Here is an 18,929-nt window from a genome sequence, read left to right as displayed (position 1 = left end):
GACCCCTCGACCGGTGGGGGACGCGTCGCTAGGCTCGGCACATGACGCCCAGTGATGCAGCATCCGACCCGCAGATCGCCGCACTCCAGGCTGCCGCCGCCCAAGCCCAGGCCGAGCTCGAAGCCGCCCAGGCGCAGGCGGCACTCGCCGCAGCCAAAGTGAAGGCGGCCGAGGCGGCAGCGGCGCTCGCCGGGGCCGGGATCACCGCGTCGGGCGGGGCCACGGTGGCGGCGGGCTCCGGTTCCGCGAGTGATGCGGCGGCCGCCGAGGCCCCAGCCGATGTCCGGGCGGACATTCCGACCGACGACGCGGTCGGTGGCGACGCCAGCAGCACCGCGCCCAGCACCGATGACCTCAGCGCCGACACCATCGGCCCGGGACCGCTCGGCCTCGACGACGTGCTGAAGATCCGCGACGGCTACGTCGTGCACGGTCCGGCGCTCGAGATGGGAGCACTGGTCAACGGGGAACCGGTGCCCGCGGTGCAGGTCCGCATCCCGCTCAGCGTCATGAACCGGCACGGGCTCGTCGCCGGCGCCACCGGAACCGGGAAGACCCGCACGCTCCAGGGCCTCGTCGAGCAGCTCTCGGCCGCCGGTGTCCCCGTGTTCGCCGCGGACATCAAGGGCGACCTCTCGGGCATCGCGACCCCGGGGGAGTCGAACGAGAAGCTCCTCGACCGCACCCGCGGCATCGGCCAGGACTGGACGCCGGCCGCCACGCCGACGGAGTACTTCGCGCTCGGCGGCGTCGGCAAGGGCGTCCCGATCCGCGCCACCATCGCCGCTTTCGGCCCGCTGCTGTTGAGCAAGGTCCTCGGTCTCAACGCCACGCAGGAGTCCAGCCTCGGTCTCGTCTTCCACTACGCCGATCAAGCGGGTCTGCCGCTCCTCGACCTGAGCGACCTGCGCGCGGTCCTCACCTACCTCGCGAGCGACGACGGCAAGGGCGAACTGCAGGAGCTCGGCGGGCTGTCGGGCGCCACCGTCGGGGTGATCCTGCGGGAGCTCATCACCTTCGCCGACCAGGGCGCCGACGTCTTCTTCGGCGAACCCGAGATCGACACCGCCGACTTCATCCGCCTCGACCCGACCGGCAAGGGCATCGTCAGTCTGCTCGAGGTGCCGGGCGTCCAGAATCAGCCGGCCCTCTACTCGACGTTCCTCATGTGGTTGCTCGCCGACCTCTTCAACACCCTCCCCGAGGTGGGCGACCCCGAGAAGCCGAAGCTCGTGTTCTTCTTCGACGAGGCGCACCTGCTGTTCCGCGACGCGTCGAAGGACTTCCTCGCGCAGATCACGCAGACGGTCCGGCTCATCCGGTCCAAGGGTGTCGGCATCTTCTTCGTCACCCAGACGCCGAAGGACGTCCCGGGCGAGGTGCTCGCGCAGCTCGGGTCGCGCGTGCAGCACGCCCTCCGTGCGTTCACCCCGGACGACGCGAAGGCGCTCAAGGCGACCGTGTCGACCTACCCGACCTCCGGCTACGAGCTCGGCGAGGTCCTCACCTCGCTCGGTACGGGTGAGGCGGTCGTCACCGTGATGAACGAGAAGGGGGCGCCGTCGCCGGTCGCGTGGACGAGACTGCGGGCGCCGCAGGGACTCATGTCGCCCAGTGCCGACACAGCGATCGACGCGGCGATCGCGGCGTCACCGCTGCTCGCGCGGTACGGGACGCCCGTCGACCGTGAGTCGGCGAGGGAGATCCTGACCGCGAAGCTCGAGGAGGCCAACCAGGCCGCGCTCGCCGCCGAGGCCGAACTCGAGCGGCAGCGCATCGCGGCGGAACTCGCGAAGCAGCAGGCCGCCGCCGACAAGGCCCAGGCTGCGGCGCAGAAGAAGGCCGACGCCGAGTACGAACGGTTGCTCCGGAAGACCGCCGGCACGACCCGCCGGACGTCGACGAGGTCGTCGTCGACGTCGTCGAAGAGTCCGCTCGAGGAGATCCTCGGGTCGAAGGCGACGCGGTCGATCCTCACCGGGGTCGTCGAGGGCATCTTCGGGACGCGCCGCCGCCGCTGAGCTGCTGCTCCGTCTGTTCATCGACGCCCAAGTCTCCGAACGGTGTCCCGGTCCGGAGCGGTGTCTCGCTCCGGGAGCGGTGTCCCGGTCCCGGAGTGGTGTCCTGGTCCTGCGAGCGGTGTCCTGTCCCTGAGCGGTGACCTGGTCCCTGAGCGGTATCCCAGTTCCCGAGCGGTTTTCCGGTCCCGTGAGCGACTACCTCTCGTCTCGGAGCGGCCTTCCGATCCCCGGAGCGGTTCTCCGGTCCCCGGAGCGGACTTCCGGTCCCCGGAGCGGTTCTCCGGTCCCTGAGCTTGTCGAAGGGCCTAGCGGAGGCCGTCCTCGGCGAGGCGACCGATCTCGATGGTGGCGCGGGCGTCGTCGAGCAGCCCGTCCTGCAGCGACCACACGGCGGACAGTGCGGAGCGCGCGGCCACCCACTCGAGCAGGACGGTTCGCGGCAGGCCGAGCGATCGACGCACGACGTCCACCCGCTCGGCGAACAGCCGTGGGTTCCGCGCCGTCGCTGGATCGGGGTTGCTGAACAGTGCGGTGGCGTCGAAGGCGCGGTGGCCCACGATGCCCTTGGGGTCGATCGCCCGCCAGTCGCCGGGTGCGAACTCGAGCACGTTCATGTGGTGGAGGTCGCCGTGGAGCACGACGACGTCGGCAGGCGTCGTGGTGTCGAGCAGTCGACCGGCGAGCTCCCGCCCACGCTCGAGGAACGCCGCGCTCGCCGGATCGCCGAGGAGGGCGCCCACGGCGGATGCATCGTTGGAGAGCAGCTCGCGGAACCACCGACGGAGCGTCGGGAGCTCGGCGATGATGCCACCGGCATCGATCTGCGCCGGTGTGGGGATCGCCGCGTGCAGGGTGTCGAGCACGGAGCACAGGATCGCGACGGCTCCGAGGTCGTCACCTGCGCGGGTCAGCGAGGCGAGATCTCGGCCGCCGGTCGCGCGTTCCAGGACGATCGCGTGGTCATCGCCCGCGAACACCGCTGCACACCCGGCGCCGCCCCACGCCGCGAGCAGCTGACCGCCGAGCGCCTCCTCCTCGACGAGTGGCACCTTGAGCATCGCCGGTCGTCCGTGATGTGTCACGGGGAGCAACCGGCTCGACGGCGTCACGATGAGCTCGCCGTCGGGCACGAGCCGCCACTGCTCGACGGCCGCTTCGATGCCTCCTGGTCGCCATGTCACGGGACTCAGCCTAGGCAACCCGCTCGGACCGGCGCCTGGGTCGCGCCTCGGGCGGTCCCTGTGGCGGTCGCTGGGTCGCGCCTCGATCGCCGCCTCGATCGCCGCCTCGATCGGTCCCTGAGCTTGTCGAAGGGCACACGAAGGAACGTCCGCCCTTCGACAGGCTCAGGGACCGGGGAGGGTGTGCCTCAGGGGTCGGGGAGGGTGTGCCTCAGGGGTCGGGGAGGGTGGGCCTCAGGGGTCGGGGAGGGTGGGCCTCAGGGACCGGGAAGGTGGGGCTCAGGGACCGGCGAGGATGGGGCTTCGGGACCGGGGAACGCCGGTTAGGCTGGCGCGGTGACCGAGATCCGCGCGTACCGACCGTCCGACCGCGCCGCCGTGGCGGCGATCTGCACCCGAACGGGCGACTCGGGGGCGGACGCGACCGGGCAGTTCAGCACGGACGACCTCCTGCCCGACATCTATGCCTTGCCCTACGTCGAGCACGAGCCCGAGTTGGCGCTGCTCGTCGACGCCGGCTCGGGGCCGATCGGGTACATCCTGGGCACCGCGGACACGACCGCCTTCGACCGCTGGTTCATCGAGCGCTGGTGGCCGACCGTCGAAGGCAAGTACGCGGCGGCCGCGGCCTCCGGTGCCGCCTCGGAGGGGGAACGCGGCATCGTCCGATCCGCGACTGATCGCGGCGGCCTGGCCCCGGAACTCCTCGCGCAGTATCCGGCCCACCTGCACATCGACCTGCTGCCGGAGACGCAGGGGATGGGTGTCGGCAGGCGGCTCATCGACGCGTTCTGCGGGCTCCTCGCAGCGCGCGGCGTCCCGGGTGTGCACCTCGGCGTCGGCGTCTCGAACACCGGTGCGCAGCAGTTCTACCAGCGGACGGGCTTCACCCGGGTCGAGGGCGGTCCCGGGGCCCACTGGTACGCGAAGACATTCTGACTCGAGCTGCATCCCGCCCGAGCCGGATGCCGGGTGGTGCGACGACGCCCTCGCGCTCCGTCGCGGTAGCCGGGCCAGGCCGACTCAGCGACGGCAGTTCGGCTAGAGCAGTTCGGCGCGCGCCCAGCGCAGGCGCTCGAGCGGGGTGAGGAGGTCGGGGTGGTCCTCGCGGAGATCGTCGAGCGAGACCGGCTGGCGAGGTCGCTCCACCGGGCCGTCGTAGGCGGCGACGACGGCCGCGATGCTGTCCGTGCTCCATCGGTTGCTGCGCATGCGGAGGAGCGGTCGGTTCTCGGTGTCGCAGACGAAGAACTGCGAGCTCGCATGCAGACCTCGACCACGGAATTCGAAGAGCAGACTGCGGCCGATCGCTTCCCGTGGAACGAACCGCTGCCGCCCGACGATGGGCTGCTCGACGAACCCGTCGTGCCGCACGACGATGCGTTGGCGACGGGAGAGGGCGGCGACGCCGAGCAGGACGACCATGCCGATGATGCCGAGCGTGATGACCCACGTGCGTTCGACACTCGGGGCCGGGCCGACGAGCCAGAGCGAAACGCCCCAGACGGGGAGGACGACGATGGCGGCGCTCAGGACGGCGCTCCAGAGCACGCGTGGATGCGGTCTGACCGTCACCGGTTCATCACCCCGTTGCACCACGCACTCACCCCCGCGGACCATCGTGGCCTGCTTTCAGTGGGCGGACAATCCGCCATCTGGGGGACAAGTAGGACGAATGCCCCACTCTTCGACGCGGTCCGCCCGGTTGCCCCGGAACACTTGACTTCTCGCTCCCGCGATGTGCAATATATTGCATGCCCGCTCCCGCTCAAGCCAACCCGCATCGCCGAGCGCTCCTCCGCGACGACGTCTACCAGTCGCTGCGCAATGCGATCGTCGACGGGACCTTCACTCCGGGCGAGAAGCTCGTCGACACCGAACTCGAACGCTGGCTCGGCGTGAGCCGCACGCCCATCCGCGAGGCCGTCCTGCGTCTCGCCCGGAGCGGGCTCGTCATCGCGAAACCCGGACGGTCGACCGTCGTCGCCCCACTCGACAGCCGGGCGACGTTGCAGGCACAGGCGGTCGCCGCCGCCATGCACGAACTCGCCGTCCGTGAGGCGGTACCGCACCTGAGTTCGGCCGACCTCGACCGCATGCGCGCGGCGAACCGTGACTTCGCAGCCGCCCTCCAGCGTGACGATGCCGAGGCCGCGCTCGCGGCCGACGACGCCTTCCACGCCGTGGCTGTGGACGTCGCCGGGAATCCGTTCATCCGTGATGCGCTCGAGGCGGTCACCCCGCTGCTGCGGCGGATCGAACGGTTGCGGTTCTCCTCGGTCGCGGCACGTGGGTCGATCGCGCAGCACGACGCCGTCATCGAGCGCTGTGCGGAGGGGGACGTCGACGCGGCGGCCGCCCTTGTCCGAGGCAACTGGACGACCCTCGCCGACCTCGTCCTCGCCCACCTCGACGAGGACTGAGCAGCGCCCACCACCCGACCCGTTCCCCGACATCCCGCCGCACCACCGAGACCCAGGAGCCACCACATGTCCCTCAGCGACTTCGCCCGCTACCCCCTCACCTTCGGACCGAGTCCCGTCCACGAACTCAACCGCCTCACCGCCCACCTCGGCGGCGCGACCATCTGGGCCAAGCGCGAGGACGTCAACAGCGGTCTCGCCTACGGCGGCAACAAGACCCGCAAGCTGGAGTACCTCATCCCCGATGCGATCGCGCAGGGTGCCGACACGCTCGTGTCGATCGGCGGCTACCAGTCCAACCACACGCGTCAGGTCGCGGCGGTCGCGGCGAAGCTCGGGATGCAGGCGGTGCTCGTGCAGGAGAACTGGGTGGACTGGCCCGACTCCGTGAACGACCGGGTCGGCAACATCATGCTGTCGCGGATCATGGGTGCCGAGGTCCGTCTCGATCCCGCGGGCTTCGGCATCGGCTTCAAGTCGAGCTGGGAGCGCGCCCTCGACGACGTGCGCGAACGCGGCGGCACCCCGTACGCGATCCCGGCCGGGGCGTCGGACCACCGGCTCGGTGGTCTCGGCTTCGCGAACTGGGCCGCCGAGGTCGAACAGCAGGAGCGTGAACTCGGGGTGTTCTTCGACACGATCGTCGTCTGCAGCGTCACCGGGTCCACGCACGCCGGTATGATCGCCGGGTTCGCCGGGCAGGACCGACCGCGCCGGGTGATCGGCATCGACGCGTCGGCGAAGATCCAGGAGACCCGCGACCAGGTCGCACGTATCGCCCGCAACACGGCGGAGCTCATCGGCCTCGAACGCGAGCTCCGCGATGACGAGATCACGGTGTTGGAAGGATGGGCCGGCGACCTCTACGGGATCCCGGTCGAGTCGACGATGGAGGCGATCCGCCTGACCGGTCGGCTCGAGGGCGTCATCATCGACCCGGTCTACGAGGGGAAGTCGATGGCGGGCCTCATCGACCTCGTGACGAGTGGTGACATCCCGGCGTCCAGCAACGTCCTCTATGCGCACCTCGGTGGGCAGCCGGCGATCAACGCCTACAGCGCCCTCTTCCGCGACTGAGCCGGTGCCGGGTGTCCCGCCCGAGCGAGGTGCCGGCGCGGTGCGCTGAGCCGAGGTGCCGGAAACCGGTGCCAGCGCGGTGCGCTGATGCGAACCCGGGGGAATCGGCGTGAGCGCGGGTCAGGCGAACGAGCGCGCCCCTCTGGAGACCCGCGCTCACGTCCATGACCCGCGCTCGCGTCAGCGCACCGCGCTGGCATCCGTCCGGAGACCCGCGCTCGCGCCAGCGCACCGCGCTGACGCACTACCAGGGTCGATGGTCGCGGTCCAGGGTCGGGCGGCGGCGCGTGGCGGTGCGAGACTTGGACCTCCACGACGCGAGGAGGTCGCATGCGCGCACCGATGGAACCCCGACACCAGACGCGGATCGCATGATCCGTCTGCAGTCGACCGCCTGGCCTTCCAGCGGCACCTCCCTCGACCTCGACGCTCTGCACGACGCGGCGACGGGATCGTTGGCGAGCATCGAGTCGCGTCTGGCGTTCACCTCCACAGCCGTGCGACTCGTCGGCCCGCTCGAACAGCACACCGCCGGGCGGGTCTTCGCGGGACTCGGCGCGATCGCGGCGGCCGACGTCACGCTCGCACGCGTCGTCGAACCGCACCTTGACGCACTGGCCATCCTGCATCAGGCCGACCTCGAACCGCCGACCGTCTCCACCTGGGGCGTCTTCGCGGCCGAAGCACCCGGGCTGCGTCTCGACGCGACCCTGGTCGACGACGCCTGGCAGCTGACCGGCACCAAGCCGTGGTGCTCCCTCGCCTCCCGCCTGAGCGACGCCCTCGTCACCGCCCACACCGCGCCGGGTGAGCGGCGGCTGTTCGCCGTCGCACTCACCGATCCCGGGGTCACGACCGACGACAGCGTGTGGCTCGCCCGCGGACTGCCGCTCGTCCCGAGTGGCCCGGTCGGCTTCGACGGGGTCCCAGCCTCCCCGGTCGGCGACGACGGGTGGTACCTGCGACGCCCCGGCTTCTCCTGGGGCGGGATCGGCGTCGCCGCCTGCTGGTGGGGCGGCGCGATCACGCTCGTCGACCGCCTGCTCGCCGCGGCACGCACACGACCCGACGCCGACCTCCTCCTGCGCACGCTCGGCGCCGCGGCCGTCGACCTCTCGATCGCCGAGCAGGCGATCGCCGACGCGGCCCAGGCCATCGAACACGGCCACGCCGACGACACGGCCGGCCCGCGCCTCGCCCAGCGCGTGCGGTCGACGGTCCGCGGTCGGGTCGACGCCATCCGCGCCGGGGTGCTCGGAGCACTCGGCCCCGTCCCGCTCACCTCCGAGCCCGCCTACCTCGCCCGGATGTCCGACCTCGAGCTCTACGTCCAGCAGGACCACGGCGACCGCGACCTCGCGCGCTACGGCCGCATGCTGGTGGAGGCCGACTGATGCCCGCGTTCGACCACCGCGACCCCGGCACGTCGGCAGCCGCCTGGGCGACCCGCTTGCACGAGCTCGACCTGCCCGTCTGGGACGGCTGGCGACATGCCACGGGCGTCGTCGTCCTCTCACCGCACCCCGACGACGAGTCGCTCGGAGCCGGCGGGATCATCGCGGCCGCCGCGGCCGCCGGGATCCCGGTCGAGATCCTCCTCGTGACCCTCGGCGAGGGATCGCACCCCGACTCGCCGACCACCACCCCCGAGGAACTCGCCCCACGCCGGGAGGCCGAGTTCATCGATGCCGTCGGTCGTCTCCACGCGACGGTCGGGTACGACGTCCTGCACATCCCGGACGGCGGCCTCGACGCCGAACGCGCGCGCATCGCGGAGCGACTGCGTGCAGCCGTCGCCACCGCGGGGTCGCGACCGCTCATCGTCGCCCCCTGGCGCGGCGACGGGCACCGCGACCACCGGATCGCCGGCGAACTCGCCACGGCCCTCGCGACCGAGCTCGACCTCGCGCTGGTGGAGTTCCCCATCTGGCTCTGGCACTGGGCCGACACCGACGACGCGACCCTGCCGTGGGCCGAGGCGCGGATCGTCCCGCTCGACGCCGCGGCGCACGGGGCGAAGATCGCCGCGATGGACGCCTACCCCTCGCAGACGGAGCCGCTCTCGGATGCGCCGGGCGATGAGGCGATCGTCGACCACCACCACCTGCAGCACTACGCACGGCGGTTCGAGGTGCTGTTCCCGAACGGGCGTGCGCTGGACCTCGACCCCGACAGCGAGCCGGATGCGGGTGCGGCGGCGCACTCCGACACCGACAACGCCACCGCGACGGACACCGTCGTGACTGCCGACACCACCTCGCGCTCGAAGGAGTCGTTCGAGGACCACTACCGCGACCACCCCGACGGCTGGGACTTCGGGTCCTGGTACGAGGAGCGCAAACGTCGGGTCCTGCTCGCCGCCCTGCCGCGCCAGCGCTACGGGTCGGTGCTCGAACTCGGCTGCGCAACGGGTGTCCTGACGGAGCGGCTCGCGGACCGCAGCGACGACGTGCTCGGTGTCGACATCGCCGAGGCGCCCCTCGAGATCGCCCGTCGACGGGTGCCCGCTGCCCGGTTCGAACGGGGGACGCTGCCGGACGACTGGCCGAGCGGTGCCTTCGACCTCGTGGTGATGTCTGAGGTCGGCTACTACCTGTCGGCGACCGACCTCGATCGGGTCATCGACCACCTGCTCGGCTCGCTCACGCCCGGCGGGAGCATCGTCGCGTGTCACTGGCGGCACTCCGACGACCATGCCACGACCTCGGCCGAGTTCGTCCATCGCCGGTTGCTCGAACGCTGGCCCGGCCGTCGGTCCATCCAGCATGTCGAGGACGACTTCCTGCTCGACGTCCTCGTGCCTGCCGATGAGGCGAGCGTCGCCGCGGTGGACGGTCTGACGGGCTGATGCTGCGACGGATCGATGCCGTCGTGCCCGCGCACGACGAGGAGGAGCTGATCGGGGCATGCCTCGACGCGCTGCTCGTCGCGCGAGCCGCCGTGCTGCGTCGTCGTCCCGAGCTGCAGGTGGGGATCGTCATGGTGCTCGACGACTGTCGCGACGACACGGCGCGGATCGTCCATGAGCGGTTGGCGGGCTTCGATCCCGAGGATGCGATCACCGTCGTCATCGACGAGCGCAGTGTCGGCGCGGCCCGGCGGGCCGGTGTCACCGCCGCTATGAGATCGGGTGCTGCCGGATCGGGTGCTGCAGAGGTCTCAGAACGTTGGATCGCCAACACCGACGCCGACTCGCGCGTTCCGGAGGACTGGTTCTCCGTGCACGCCCGTGCCTTCGACGACGGTGTCGACGTCCTCCTCGGGACCGTCCGGCCCGACTTCACGGACTTCTCTGAGCGCGACGTGGAGCGCTGGACGGAGACCCACCCGCCCGGACATCTGCCGGGCAACGTGCATGGGGCCAACCTGGGTGTCCGTGCCGATCGGCTCGACGAACTCGGCGGCTTCCGTGAGCTGGCCGAGCACGAGGACGTCGATCTCGTCGAACGCGCCCGCGCGGCGGGTCTGAGGGTCGTGCCGACGCCGGATGCACCCGTCGAGACCTCGGGTCGGCGACGCGGTCGCACCCCGGGTGGTTACGCCGCGTTCCTCGCCGAGACCTACCCGCGATCCTGACGATCCTGCGCGTCTGAACCCCCGGCCCGCGTCGGCCGGTCCTATCCGCGCGTCTGTGGATCGACGATGACCTCGGTGACCTCGCCGAGGTCGAGCACCGGGTACCGGGAGACGGCCCCGACCTTCTCCTCGCTCGCCAGGACGTAGACGTCGGTGCTGCGTTCGGCGAGGGCGCGTTTCGTCGCGGCGTCGTCGAGGTCGCCGGTGGTGAGGCCGTGTTCGGGATGGAAGCCCGTGACGCCGAGGAAGCAGGCATCGGCGCTCAGGTGACGGATGGCTTCAGCGGCGAGGGCGCCGCCCGCGACCATGGAGTGACGTCCGAGTTCGCCCCCGATCATGATGACGCGCGCCGGCGAGTGCTCCGCCACGGCGAGGGCGACCGCCGGGCTCGGGGTGATGACGGTGAGGGTGGGGTCGTCCGGGAGGAGTCGCGCGAGGGCGAGCGCGGTGGTGCCGGCGTCGATGATGACGGTGCTGCCTGGTCGGATCCGCTCGACGGCGATGCGGGCGACGCGCTCCTTGCTCGCCGTCCCGAGGGACAGTCGATCTTGGAACGAGCGGTCGGCTGCAGGGACCGGGAGTGCGCCGCCGTAGACGCGGACGCAGAGGCCGGCTTCGGCCAGCTCGCGGAGGTCTCGGCGGATCGAGTCCTCGGAGAGTCCGAGCGCAGCGGCGGCGTCCTTCGCGACGATCCGCCCGTCGCGGTCGAGGAGGTCGAGCAGGTGCGATCGGCGTTGGGCGCTCAACATGCGTGCTCCTTCATGATGTTGCACGATCGTGCACGGTTAACGCTACAGTGCTGGACATGACAACGCCACTCCTCATCCTCATCGCCGGCCCCTACCGTTCCGGGACCGGCGGTGATCCCGACGCCATCGCCCGCAACCTGGAACGACTCGAAGCCGCTGCAGCGCCCATCTACGCGCTCGGTCACGTTCCGATGATCGGGGAGTGGGTCGCGCTGCCGATCCTGCGTGGGATCGACACCGCGTCGGGCGACGGCGACGTCATGTACGAGACGGCGAGGCGGCTGCTCCAGCACTGCGACGCCGTGCTCCGGTTGCCGGGGGAGTCGTCCGGTGCCGACACCGACGTCGCCATCGCCCGTGAGCGCGGGATCCCCGTGTACACCGCCCTCTCGGAGATTCCGGCCATCGAGGGCTGAGGTCGCTTGCTCGCGGAGTCCCGGCGCTCGGCTAGGCTGACGCGCGTGCTCGACGACCTCAGGATCCGCCGCTACCGCGACACCGATGCACGAGCGACCAGGTCGATCTTCGAACGCGCGGTGCGGGTGACCGCAGCCGCCCACTACACGGCCGAGCAGCTCGCCGCATGGGTGCCGGACGAACCGGCAGGCGCCGTGCTGGACGACTGGGCCGACCGACGTGCCGCGGTGACGACGTGGGTGGCCGAGCTCGACGACGTGGTGGTCGGTTTCACCGATCTGGACGTCGAGATCGGCTACCTCGACATGCTGTTCGTCGATCCGGACGCGGGACGACACGGCGTCGGGTCCGCGCTCATCCGTCAGGTGCTCGACGAAGCCCGGGTGGTGGGGCTCCACGAGGTGACCGTGCAGGCGAGTCGGACGGCGCAGCCGGTGTTCGAGCGCCACGGCTTCGTCGTGGTCCGCGAGCAGCGGGTCGAGCGTCGCGGGGTACTCATCGAGAACGCGGTGATGCGGATACCCCTGGACGACCCCGCGGGGTGACGCTCCCGAGATGGCCCGCGCGCTCGGCGGGGTGTCGCCGGCGTGGTGCGCCGACCCGAGCGCGGTGGTGCGGGTGCCGGCGCGGTGCGCCGACGTGAGATCGCTGCAATCGGCGTGAGCGCGGGTCGTGGACGTCGGCGCGGCCCTCTGGAGACCCGCGCTCACGCGTGTGACCCGCGCTCACGTCAGCGCACCGCGCTGGCAGCCCGTCAGGCGTCGGCGAGTTGGGCCTCGGCACGCTCCGGGGAACCGGCTGCGAGGCCACGGTCGATGGCGCGTCGCGAGCCGAGCCAGAGCAGGACACCGACCAGGAAGACGATGACCTCCGTGACGGTGAGCGACCAGACGATGCCACCGAGTCCGAACCACAGGTTGCCGAGGAGGACGATCGGGACGAACAACACGCCCTGGGTGACGGCCATGACCGCCGCGGGGAGCGCTCGCCCGGTCGCTTGGAAGAGTGAGGTGATGAGTCCGGTGAACCCGTTGGCGATCATGGCGGTGAGCTGGGCGACGAGGATCGTGACGCCGAGACCGAGGACGGCGGGGTCGGCGATGAACGCGGAGACGATCGGCTCACGCAGGACGAGGACGACGCCGGCGAAGAGGACCGAGATCCCACCGACCGTGAGCGCCGAGGCGCGGAGAGCCGACCGGAGGCGCGCGCCGTCGCCCTTGCCGAACGCGTAGGCGAGCAGCGGGAGCACACCGAAGGTGACGCCCATGACCAGGAACTCGGGCACCTGGGCGATCCGGACCGCGACGCCCATGGCGGCCAGCGGGGCGTCTCCGTAGGCCGCGGCCAGCGTGTTCAACACGAGCGCGGTGACGATGAGGAACCCCGACTGCAGGAGCGTGCTGACCCCGACACCGAGGACCGGCTTGAGGATCGTCGGCGACAGCGTGAACCAGCGCGGTGCCAGGCTGACGTGCTCGCTGTTGCGCTGCAACCACGCCACGAAGTAGACGAGGACGCCGAGGTTCGCCAGGGCCATCGCGAGCGCCGCACCGGCGACGCCCCAGCCGAACCCGAGGATGAAGACGAGATCGAGGACGAGGTTCGCCACGGCCGACGCGATGAGGGCGATCATCACCTGACGGGCGGCACCCTCGGCCCGCACGAGCTGTTCCAGACAGAACGCGGTCGCCATGACGGGGACGAATGCGAGCATGACGCCGATGAACGCCGAGGTCGCCGGTGCGGTGACCGCGTCCGCCCCGAGCAGTGACACGAGGGGACCGAGGAACACGAGGCCGATCCCGCCCAGGACGGCGCCCGTCAGGAACGCGCCCCAGACGGAGAAGGAGGCGGCCCGTTTGATGTCTCCGGCCTGTGCCGGGTCGTGTTCGGAGGCGCCCAGGCGCCTGGAGATGAGTGCGCCGCCGCCGACGCCGAACAGGTCGCCGATCGCCATGATCAGTCCGAGGATCGGGGCTCCGAGGGTGATCGCGGCGAGGAGCGAGGTGTCGTGCAGCGAGCCGACGACACCCGCGTTGATGAGGTTGTAGACGGCGCTGACGACCAGGGCCGCCGCCATCGGGACGCACAGGTGGATGAGTGCCCGGATGATCGGGGCGGTCGCGAGGTACCAGCGGTTGCTGCCGACCGTGTCGGCTGCCGTCGATGGTGCGGTGTCGGCCGATGGTGCGGTGTCGGTCGAGGCTGTGGTCACGGTCGATGGCGCGGTGTCCGTCGACGGTGCGGTGCGGCTGGGGAGGGGTGTTCCGGTTGTGGGATCGATGTGGTGTTCGGGGTGCATGGCAGGCTCCGTTTCGGGCAGGTTCCGGGCGCGACGATGAGCGCCGGCGCGGCGAGGGTTCGTTGGTGGGGTGGTCGTCCGGCGCGGGCCGAGCGGACGGGCTCGGCAGGCGTCCGGGCGCGACGGACAGCGCCGTCGTGGCGTTCGCGGCCGCCATCGCGTGTGGCGGTCGGCGGATGACGCGGCGAGCGGTCTCGGCGCGTGGTCGGGGAGCTCGGGTTCCCGAGCGGTGATCAGCGGGTCGGCTGCGGCAGGTGTGCCGTGAGCTTCGTGAGCAGAGCGTGCAGGGTGTCGCGTTCGCTCTGGTCCAACGGGGTGAGGATGCTGTCGTCGGCATCGGCCATCGCGGTCTCGAACCCGGCGATCAGGTCGGTGCCGCGCTGCGTGGCGAAGACCCGCTTGGTGCGGGCGTTCCCCGCTTCGGCGCGTCGTTCCACGAGCGCTCGGCGTTCGAGTCCCTGCAGGAGGCTCGAGACGCTGGCGGCGCTCGTCCGGCTCACCTCGGCGATGTCGCGTTGGATGGAGCCTGGATGCTGGACGAGGTACCCGAGGACGAAGGCCTGCTCGTGCGTGAGTTCGCGAGCGCGGATCCAGTCTTCGCCGGCTTTGCGTTGTGCCCACGCGATCCAGCGGAGCAGTTGGAGTGTGCTGCTGAAATCGGGTGTCTCGTCATCCATGGTTAGAACACTAACGCTTCGAGTTCTAACTGTCAACCCTCGAATGATCGACTTGCTCGGCGCGGTGCGCTGGCGTGAGTTGGGCTGACTCGGCGTCAGCGCGGTGCTCTGACACGAAACCAACGAGTTCGGCGTGGGCGCGGGTCGTATCCCTGAGCGCGCCCCTCCGGAGACCCGCGCTCACGCGTGTGACCCGCGCTCACGCCAGCGCACCGCGCTGGCACCACGGAGAGACGTCGCTGGGGAGGCCCGGAAACGCAGAACGCCCCACACGAGGCGGGGCGTTCATGGTGCAGCTGGCGGAGAATGGGGGATTCGAACCCCCGAGGGCGTTAACCCAACACGCTTTCCAAGCGTGCGCCATAGGCCACTAGGCGAATTCTCCAAGGCAGTTTGTGAAAAACGGCCAGATAGCAGCATACCTGGTTCCCGGACCGCCGCGCGCCACCCGGCCCCGCCGCCGCGCTCCGAGCCCGGCTGAGCCCGGCCGACCACGAACGCGAGCGGTCGAACACACCGGCACGGAGCGCCACTCGCGTCAGCTCGCAGCAGGCGGCCGCCAGTCCACCCGTTGGTCACGCCGCAGCACGAGCGACCGGGGGAGGACTGCCGCGAGCACGCGTTCGAGCGGCTGACTCGCCGACCGCAGGGCCGCCTTCGCGTCAGCCAACGCCGCGTCGACCGAACCGGCGCTCGCCGCACCACCAGCCGAGGAACCGATCCGGGGATCGCCCCCGATGTCGCGTCGCGCTCCAGCGCTCGGCGCATAGCTCTCCCGCTCGACCGCGGCCACGAGCCGGTCGACGGCCGGCGACTCGATCCGGAACTGCCCGCGCAGCCTCGACGCGAACCCGCGTGGTGACTCCGCCGACGTCACCGGGAACCCGAGGTCGCGGGCGGTGTCGAGGAACTCCGCCCAGGCCCAGCCCGCCGAGCTCCCGTCGCCCAATGCACGCCGACGCCCGGCCGCACGCCGGAGACTCCGGGCGATCGACGGGGTGGCGAGCAGCACGAGCACGCCGAGCAGGATCGCGAGCGGGACGAGGGCGGCGGTGAACGCCCCGTCGGACCGGGTCGAGGTCGGCCCGCCGAGCGCGTCCGCGGTGGGGGTGGGCGTCGACGCCGCGGTCGGAGCCGGACGGCTGTCGGGACTCACCGATCCGCTGCCGGGCGTCGCGGTGCTCGCGTCGCTGAACTGCGTCACAACCCCGCGGCTGGCCGTCGGCTCGAACGGCACCCAGCCCACGCCCTCGAAGTACAGCTCCGGCCAGGCGTGCAACTGGTCCGAGGTGACGATGTAGGTGTCGCGGTTCGCCGGGGTGTTGTCGATCGTCGTGCCCGGCAGGTACCCGATGGCGATGCGCGCGGGGATGCCGAGGACGCGCGACATCACGGCCATCGCGGACGAGAAGTGGATGCAGTAGCCGGCCTTGCGCTCCAGGAACGTCGCGATGACCTCGGCGCCGCTGCCGTCGAAGCCCTCCTCGACGGGTGCCGACTCCGAGTACTCGAAGGTGCTGCGGAAGTAGCGCTGCAGGGCGATCGCGCGGTCGTAGTCGGTGGAGGCGGTCGCCGTCACGTCCGCAGCGGTGTCACGGATGATCTGCGGCAGGTCGTCGGGCAGCTCGAGATAGGGGGCGGCTGACGCCGGGTCGGCGACCGGCGGGACGTCGCGCATCTGCTGTGCGGTCGGCAGGATCGCGGTACTCGTCGCCGTGTAGGTCTGCCCGCGGGTGGATCCACGCTCCGCCATCGCCGTCAGCCCGGCGGCCTCGAACCGCCAGTCGCCGCGGAGCCCGTCGACCTTCTGCGTCGGATACGGCAAGGGCAGCCACGGGCTCGACAGCGAGTCCACCGTGACCGTCGTCTCGAAGGTCTCCACCGGGATCGTCTCGCTGAGTCCGGCCGGCGCGGGGAAGGCGTCGAGCGTGTTGCCGTCGTTGTAGCCCGAGTTGTCCGGTCCCCACACGGTGCCGGTGAACTCGTTGAGGTCGGTGACCTTGAGGTACGGCGGTTCGTCGGCGGTGGTCGTGTACTCGAGCGCGGTGGTGTTCGCGGGGCGCCGCAGACTCTGGCCGAGTGAGATGAGCGGGTTGATGCCGTTCACGAACGGACCGCTCCCGCGGGCGCCGGCGGTCACGTCCCGGACGGCGAGGTCCGGGAGCACGGCCGGTGTGAGGAGCGCGACGACCACCGCGACGGCACTGACGAGGACGGCCGGACCGAGGCCTCCGAAGCGACCGGCGCCGGTCATCGCCGACGGTCCGGCGCCGCGTCCGTCGCCGGTAGCCCGGGCCGAGGCGAGCGCTCGCAGCACCTCCCGGCGCCGGACGTCCTCGCGGAGCAGCCAGAGGAAGGAGAGGGCGACGAACGCGAACACCCACGGATCGAGCGGGAACGACACGGCGACGGTCGGCCCGGCGTAGACGGCGAAGACCAGGACGGCCGCGAGCACCGGTGCGTGGCGGCCGAGCACGAGCCACGCGACCGCCAGCGCGACGAGGCCGCCGCCCGCGGCCATGACGAAGACCACGCCGGCGTCGGTGTCGAGTGGGGCCGAGCCGTCGTGGAAGGTCTGGAACCCGGCGTCGCGCAACCGTTCGAAGGCGCCGAGCGTCGTCGGGGTCGGGACGATGCCGATGATCGCCGTCTCACTGGCGAAGAACAGCGTGATCGTCAGCAGCCATGCGATGCCGGCGCCGAGCCACACGAACACCGCGGGCAGTCTCGTGCGCCGGAGGAGGATCGCCGTGGCGAGGACGATCGCGATGACCAGGTTCGTGATGAACCACCAGTCGAGCGCGTCGAGCACCCGCCCGAATCCGAGGCCACCCGTCGCGAGGAGGAGGAAGGCGGCGAGGCCCAGACGCAGGTCGCCGACGTTCGCGGTGTCGCGCGGGTCGTCGCGGCGTCCGCCGGCGCCTCCCGACCACGACCCGCCGCTGGTTCCACCGCGGGACGGTCGCCGAGGGTTCGACGAGCCGACACCAGGACGGACCCCCGACGGCACGCCTCCGCGAGACGACACTCGGCCACGGGCGGCGGCCGCCGCGCGGCGTTCCTCAGCGACGGACATACGAACCTCCGGCACCCCGACCACCACGGCCGCCGCGGCCGGAAGACTGCGGCGCCAGCGTGGTGGTCGCCGGACCGCTCGTGCCGGACCACAGGGCCTGGAACGATGCGCCGCGCTCGCCGACGTGGCATCGCCACCCGGCCGACTCCAGGAGCTCGATGGACCGACGCCGCGCGCCGGCCGGGAGCAGTGCGACAGGGAGAGGCGAGAGGTGCGCGACCGCGGTCAGTTCACCGAGGTCGCCCTCCTCCACGTCGCCGAGGATCGCGATGACCGGCTGCGACCGGCGTGCGGCGATGACGGGTGAAAGGTCGAGGAACCGATCGGGTCGGACCGATGGACGCAGGAGGGCCAGGTCGAGCAGCGCGGCGTCGAGGTCGTCCTCCTCGAGATGCTGCCCGCCGCGGGCGAGCGCGTCGCCCATGTCGCCGACGGGGCTGGACCGCAGGCCACCGGCCGCGGATCTCGCACTGATCTCGCGCGACAGCTCCTCGGTGCCGGCTCCGAGGAGGTTGACGCGGTAGTCGGCGTCGACGAGGTGGGCGGTGATCGAGGCCGCGAGCGACACGGCCTGCTCGAACGCCGGCAGGTACGACGGATCGTCGTCGGGCCAGGCCCAGTGGGCCGCGGCGGTGTCGAGGAGGACCGTCGCCTCGGGGTCGTTCTGCTGCTCCTCCTGCCGCACCATCAGCTCACCGTGGTGCGCGCTCGCCCGCCAGTGCAGTCGGCGGATCGCGTCCCCCGGCAGATACGGGCGCGCGATGATGTCGTCCTCGCCGGCGCCGACGTGCAGCGACGACGGGCGCGTGGAACCGTCGCGGCTGGCCGTGAGCGCGGGGATCTCGGGCAGGACCACGACCTCCGGTAGGACGACGACCGCATGCGTCCCGCCGACGTCGCGGCGACGGACGACGAGTCCGAACGGGTCGCTCACGGTGAGTCCGAGCGGGCCGAGCTCGTGCTCTCCGCGACGCAGTGCCGTCACGGTGTACTCGGCCGTTCGCCGGCGCGATCCGATGCCCGCGACGCCGGTACTCGGCAGGGTGCCCTCGGCGCTGCCGGCGAGTCCGGGCGGCACGCGGTCCTTCCACTCCGTGTGGACGTGGGGGAGCGCGCTCGTCTCGGCGATCGAGACCTCGACGGAGATCCGCCCGCCGACCGCGACGAGGTCGGGCCGGGTGGTGCGGTCGACCCGGAGCGACGGCCGTTCGAGGTAGACCGCGCCGAAGCTGGCGGCGACGAGCGCGACGAGCAGTCCGGCGGCGGCGAGCAGCTCCGGCGAGCCGATCCCGCGCGCGAAGATGAGGCACACGCCGGCCGCGACGAGCACGCCGACCGCGCGTCTCGTCAACGGCACGCGACGCTTCATGGGCTCAGGACCTCCGCTGCCGGTTCACGGCGATCCGGCGGTCGCGGTGCGCGGCCAT

The 18,929-nt window shown here is 71.5% G+C and carries 16 protein-coding genes and 1 tRNA gene; 9 read left to right on the top strand and 8 right to left on the bottom strand.

All coding sequences use genetic code 11. From position 1 onward, the window contains the following. Positions 1-41 precede the first annotated feature (41 nt). Entirely contained in the window at positions 42-2,021 is a 1,980-nt protein-coding gene (locus tag QRN44_RS09170; protein WP_285038953.1) for a helicase HerA-like domain-containing protein, read from the top strand. 305 nt (positions 2,022-2,326) lie between these two features. On the opposite strand, the gene QRN44_RS09165 is transcribed toward QRN44_RS09170, so the two are convergent. After that, entirely contained in the window at positions 2,327-3,202 is an 876-nt protein-coding gene (locus QRN44_RS09165; RefSeq protein WP_285038952.1) for an aminoglycoside phosphotransferase family protein, read from the bottom strand. A 336-nt stretch (positions 3,203-3,538) separates the two neighbouring features. Here QRN44_RS09165 and QRN44_RS09160 point away from each other — a divergent pair, with 336 nt between their 5' ends. Continuing rightward, positions 3,539-4,141, top strand: coding sequence for a GNAT family N-acetyltransferase (locus QRN44_RS09160; RefSeq protein ID WP_285038951.1), 603 nt, complete (start codon positions 3,539-3,541; stop codon positions 4,139-4,141). Positions 4,142-4,243: 102 nt separating this feature from the next. Here QRN44_RS09160 and QRN44_RS09155 read toward each other — a convergent pair whose 3' ends face one another. Next, positions 4,244-4,777 (bottom strand): hypothetical protein, encoded by a 534-nt coding sequence (locus tag QRN44_RS09155; protein ID WP_285038950.1) that lies wholly within the window; start codon positions 4,775-4,777, stop codon positions 4,244-4,246. Positions 4,778-4,956: 179 nt separating this feature from the next. Between QRN44_RS09155 and QRN44_RS09150 the strand changes: the two genes are divergently transcribed. The 5 genes from QRN44_RS09150 to QRN44_RS09130 all read left to right on the top strand — a co-directional run bounded on the left by QRN44_RS09150 (position 4,957) and on the right by QRN44_RS09130 (position 10,278). After that, positions 4,957-5,625: a GntR family transcriptional regulator gene (locus tag QRN44_RS09150; RefSeq protein ID WP_175117409.1), complete on the top strand. Its 669-nt coding sequence runs from the start codon at positions 4,957-4,959 to the stop codon at positions 5,623-5,625. 66 nt (positions 5,626-5,691) lie between these two features. Further along, positions 5,692-6,702 (top strand): 1-aminocyclopropane-1-carboxylate deaminase, encoded by a 1,011-nt coding sequence (locus QRN44_RS09145; RefSeq protein ID WP_071258893.1) that lies wholly within the window; start codon positions 5,692-5,694, stop codon positions 6,700-6,702. 371 nt (positions 6,703-7,073) lie between these two features. Further along, positions 7,074-8,096, top strand: coding sequence for an acyl-CoA dehydrogenase family protein (locus QRN44_RS09140; RefSeq protein WP_285038949.1), 1,023 nt, complete (start codon positions 7,074-7,076; stop codon positions 8,094-8,096). Next, the gene (locus QRN44_RS09135; protein WP_285038948.1) at positions 8,096-9,550 is read left to right on the top strand and encodes a bifunctional PIG-L family deacetylase/class I SAM-dependent methyltransferase; all 1,455 of its coding nucleotides are present in this window, start codon (positions 8,096-8,098) and stop codon (positions 9,548-9,550) included. The genes QRN44_RS09140 and QRN44_RS09135 overlap by 1 nt, the downstream gene beginning before the upstream one ends. Next, positions 9,550-10,278: a glycosyltransferase family 2 protein gene (locus QRN44_RS09130; RefSeq protein ID WP_285038947.1), complete on the top strand. Its 729-nt coding sequence runs from the start codon at positions 9,550-9,552 to the stop codon at positions 10,276-10,278. Before QRN44_RS09135 ends, QRN44_RS09130 begins: the two co-directional genes overlap by 1 nt. A gap of 41 nt (positions 10,279-10,319) precedes the next feature. Here the strand turns inward: QRN44_RS09130 and QRN44_RS09125 are convergent, their stop codons facing one another. Then, positions 10,320-11,027: a DeoR/GlpR family DNA-binding transcription regulator gene (locus tag QRN44_RS09125; RefSeq protein WP_285038946.1), complete on the bottom strand. Its 708-nt coding sequence runs from the start codon at positions 11,025-11,027 to the stop codon at positions 10,320-10,322. Between the two features lie 56 nt (positions 11,028-11,083). Here QRN44_RS09125 and QRN44_RS09120 point away from each other — a divergent pair, with 56 nt between their 5' ends. Beyond that, positions 11,084-11,443 (top strand): DUF4406 domain-containing protein, encoded by a 360-nt coding sequence (locus QRN44_RS09120; RefSeq protein WP_121293839.1) that lies wholly within the window; start codon positions 11,084-11,086, stop codon positions 11,441-11,443. 45 nt (positions 11,444-11,488) lie between these two features. Then, on the top strand, positions 11,489-11,989 hold the full coding sequence (locus tag QRN44_RS09115) for a GNAT family N-acetyltransferase (RefSeq protein ID WP_285038945.1): 501 nt from the start codon (positions 11,489-11,491) through the stop codon (positions 11,987-11,989). 209 nt (positions 11,990-12,198) lie between these two features. Here the strand turns inward: QRN44_RS09115 and QRN44_RS09110 are convergent, their stop codons facing one another. The 5 genes from QRN44_RS09110 to QRN44_RS09090 form a co-directional block, all read right to left on the bottom strand. Continuing rightward, entirely contained in the window at positions 12,199-13,662 is a 1,464-nt protein-coding gene (locus tag QRN44_RS09110) for an MATE family efflux transporter (protein WP_285038944.1), read from the bottom strand. A gap of 320 nt (positions 13,663-13,982) precedes the next feature. Then, positions 13,983-14,426: a MarR family winged helix-turn-helix transcriptional regulator gene (locus QRN44_RS09105; RefSeq protein ID WP_285038943.1), complete on the bottom strand. Its 444-nt coding sequence runs from the start codon at positions 14,424-14,426 to the stop codon at positions 13,983-13,985. Positions 14,427-14,723: 297 nt separating this feature from the next. Further along, positions 14,724-14,811: transfer RNA gene (locus tag QRN44_RS09100), tRNA-Ser, on the bottom strand. Positions 14,812-14,964: 153 nt separating this feature from the next. Continuing rightward, entirely contained in the window at positions 14,965-17,502 is a 2,538-nt protein-coding gene (locus QRN44_RS09095) for a transglutaminase TgpA family protein (RefSeq protein WP_285038941.1), read from the bottom strand. Further along, on the bottom strand, positions 17,489-18,871 hold the full coding sequence (locus QRN44_RS09090; RefSeq protein ID WP_285038940.1) for a DUF58 domain-containing protein: 1,383 nt from the start codon (positions 18,869-18,871) through the stop codon (positions 17,489-17,491). The genes QRN44_RS09095 and QRN44_RS09090 overlap by 14 nt, the downstream gene beginning before the upstream one ends. Positions 18,872-18,929: the final 58 nt, after the last annotated feature.

Source organism: Plantibacter sp. lyk4-40-MEA-4 (assembly GCF_030209415.1).
Classification (GTDB): Bacteria; Actinomycetota; Actinomycetes; order Actinomycetales; family Microbacteriaceae; genus Plantibacter; species Plantibacter flavus_A.
This window is presented reverse-complemented; position numbering and strand designations above follow the sequence as displayed.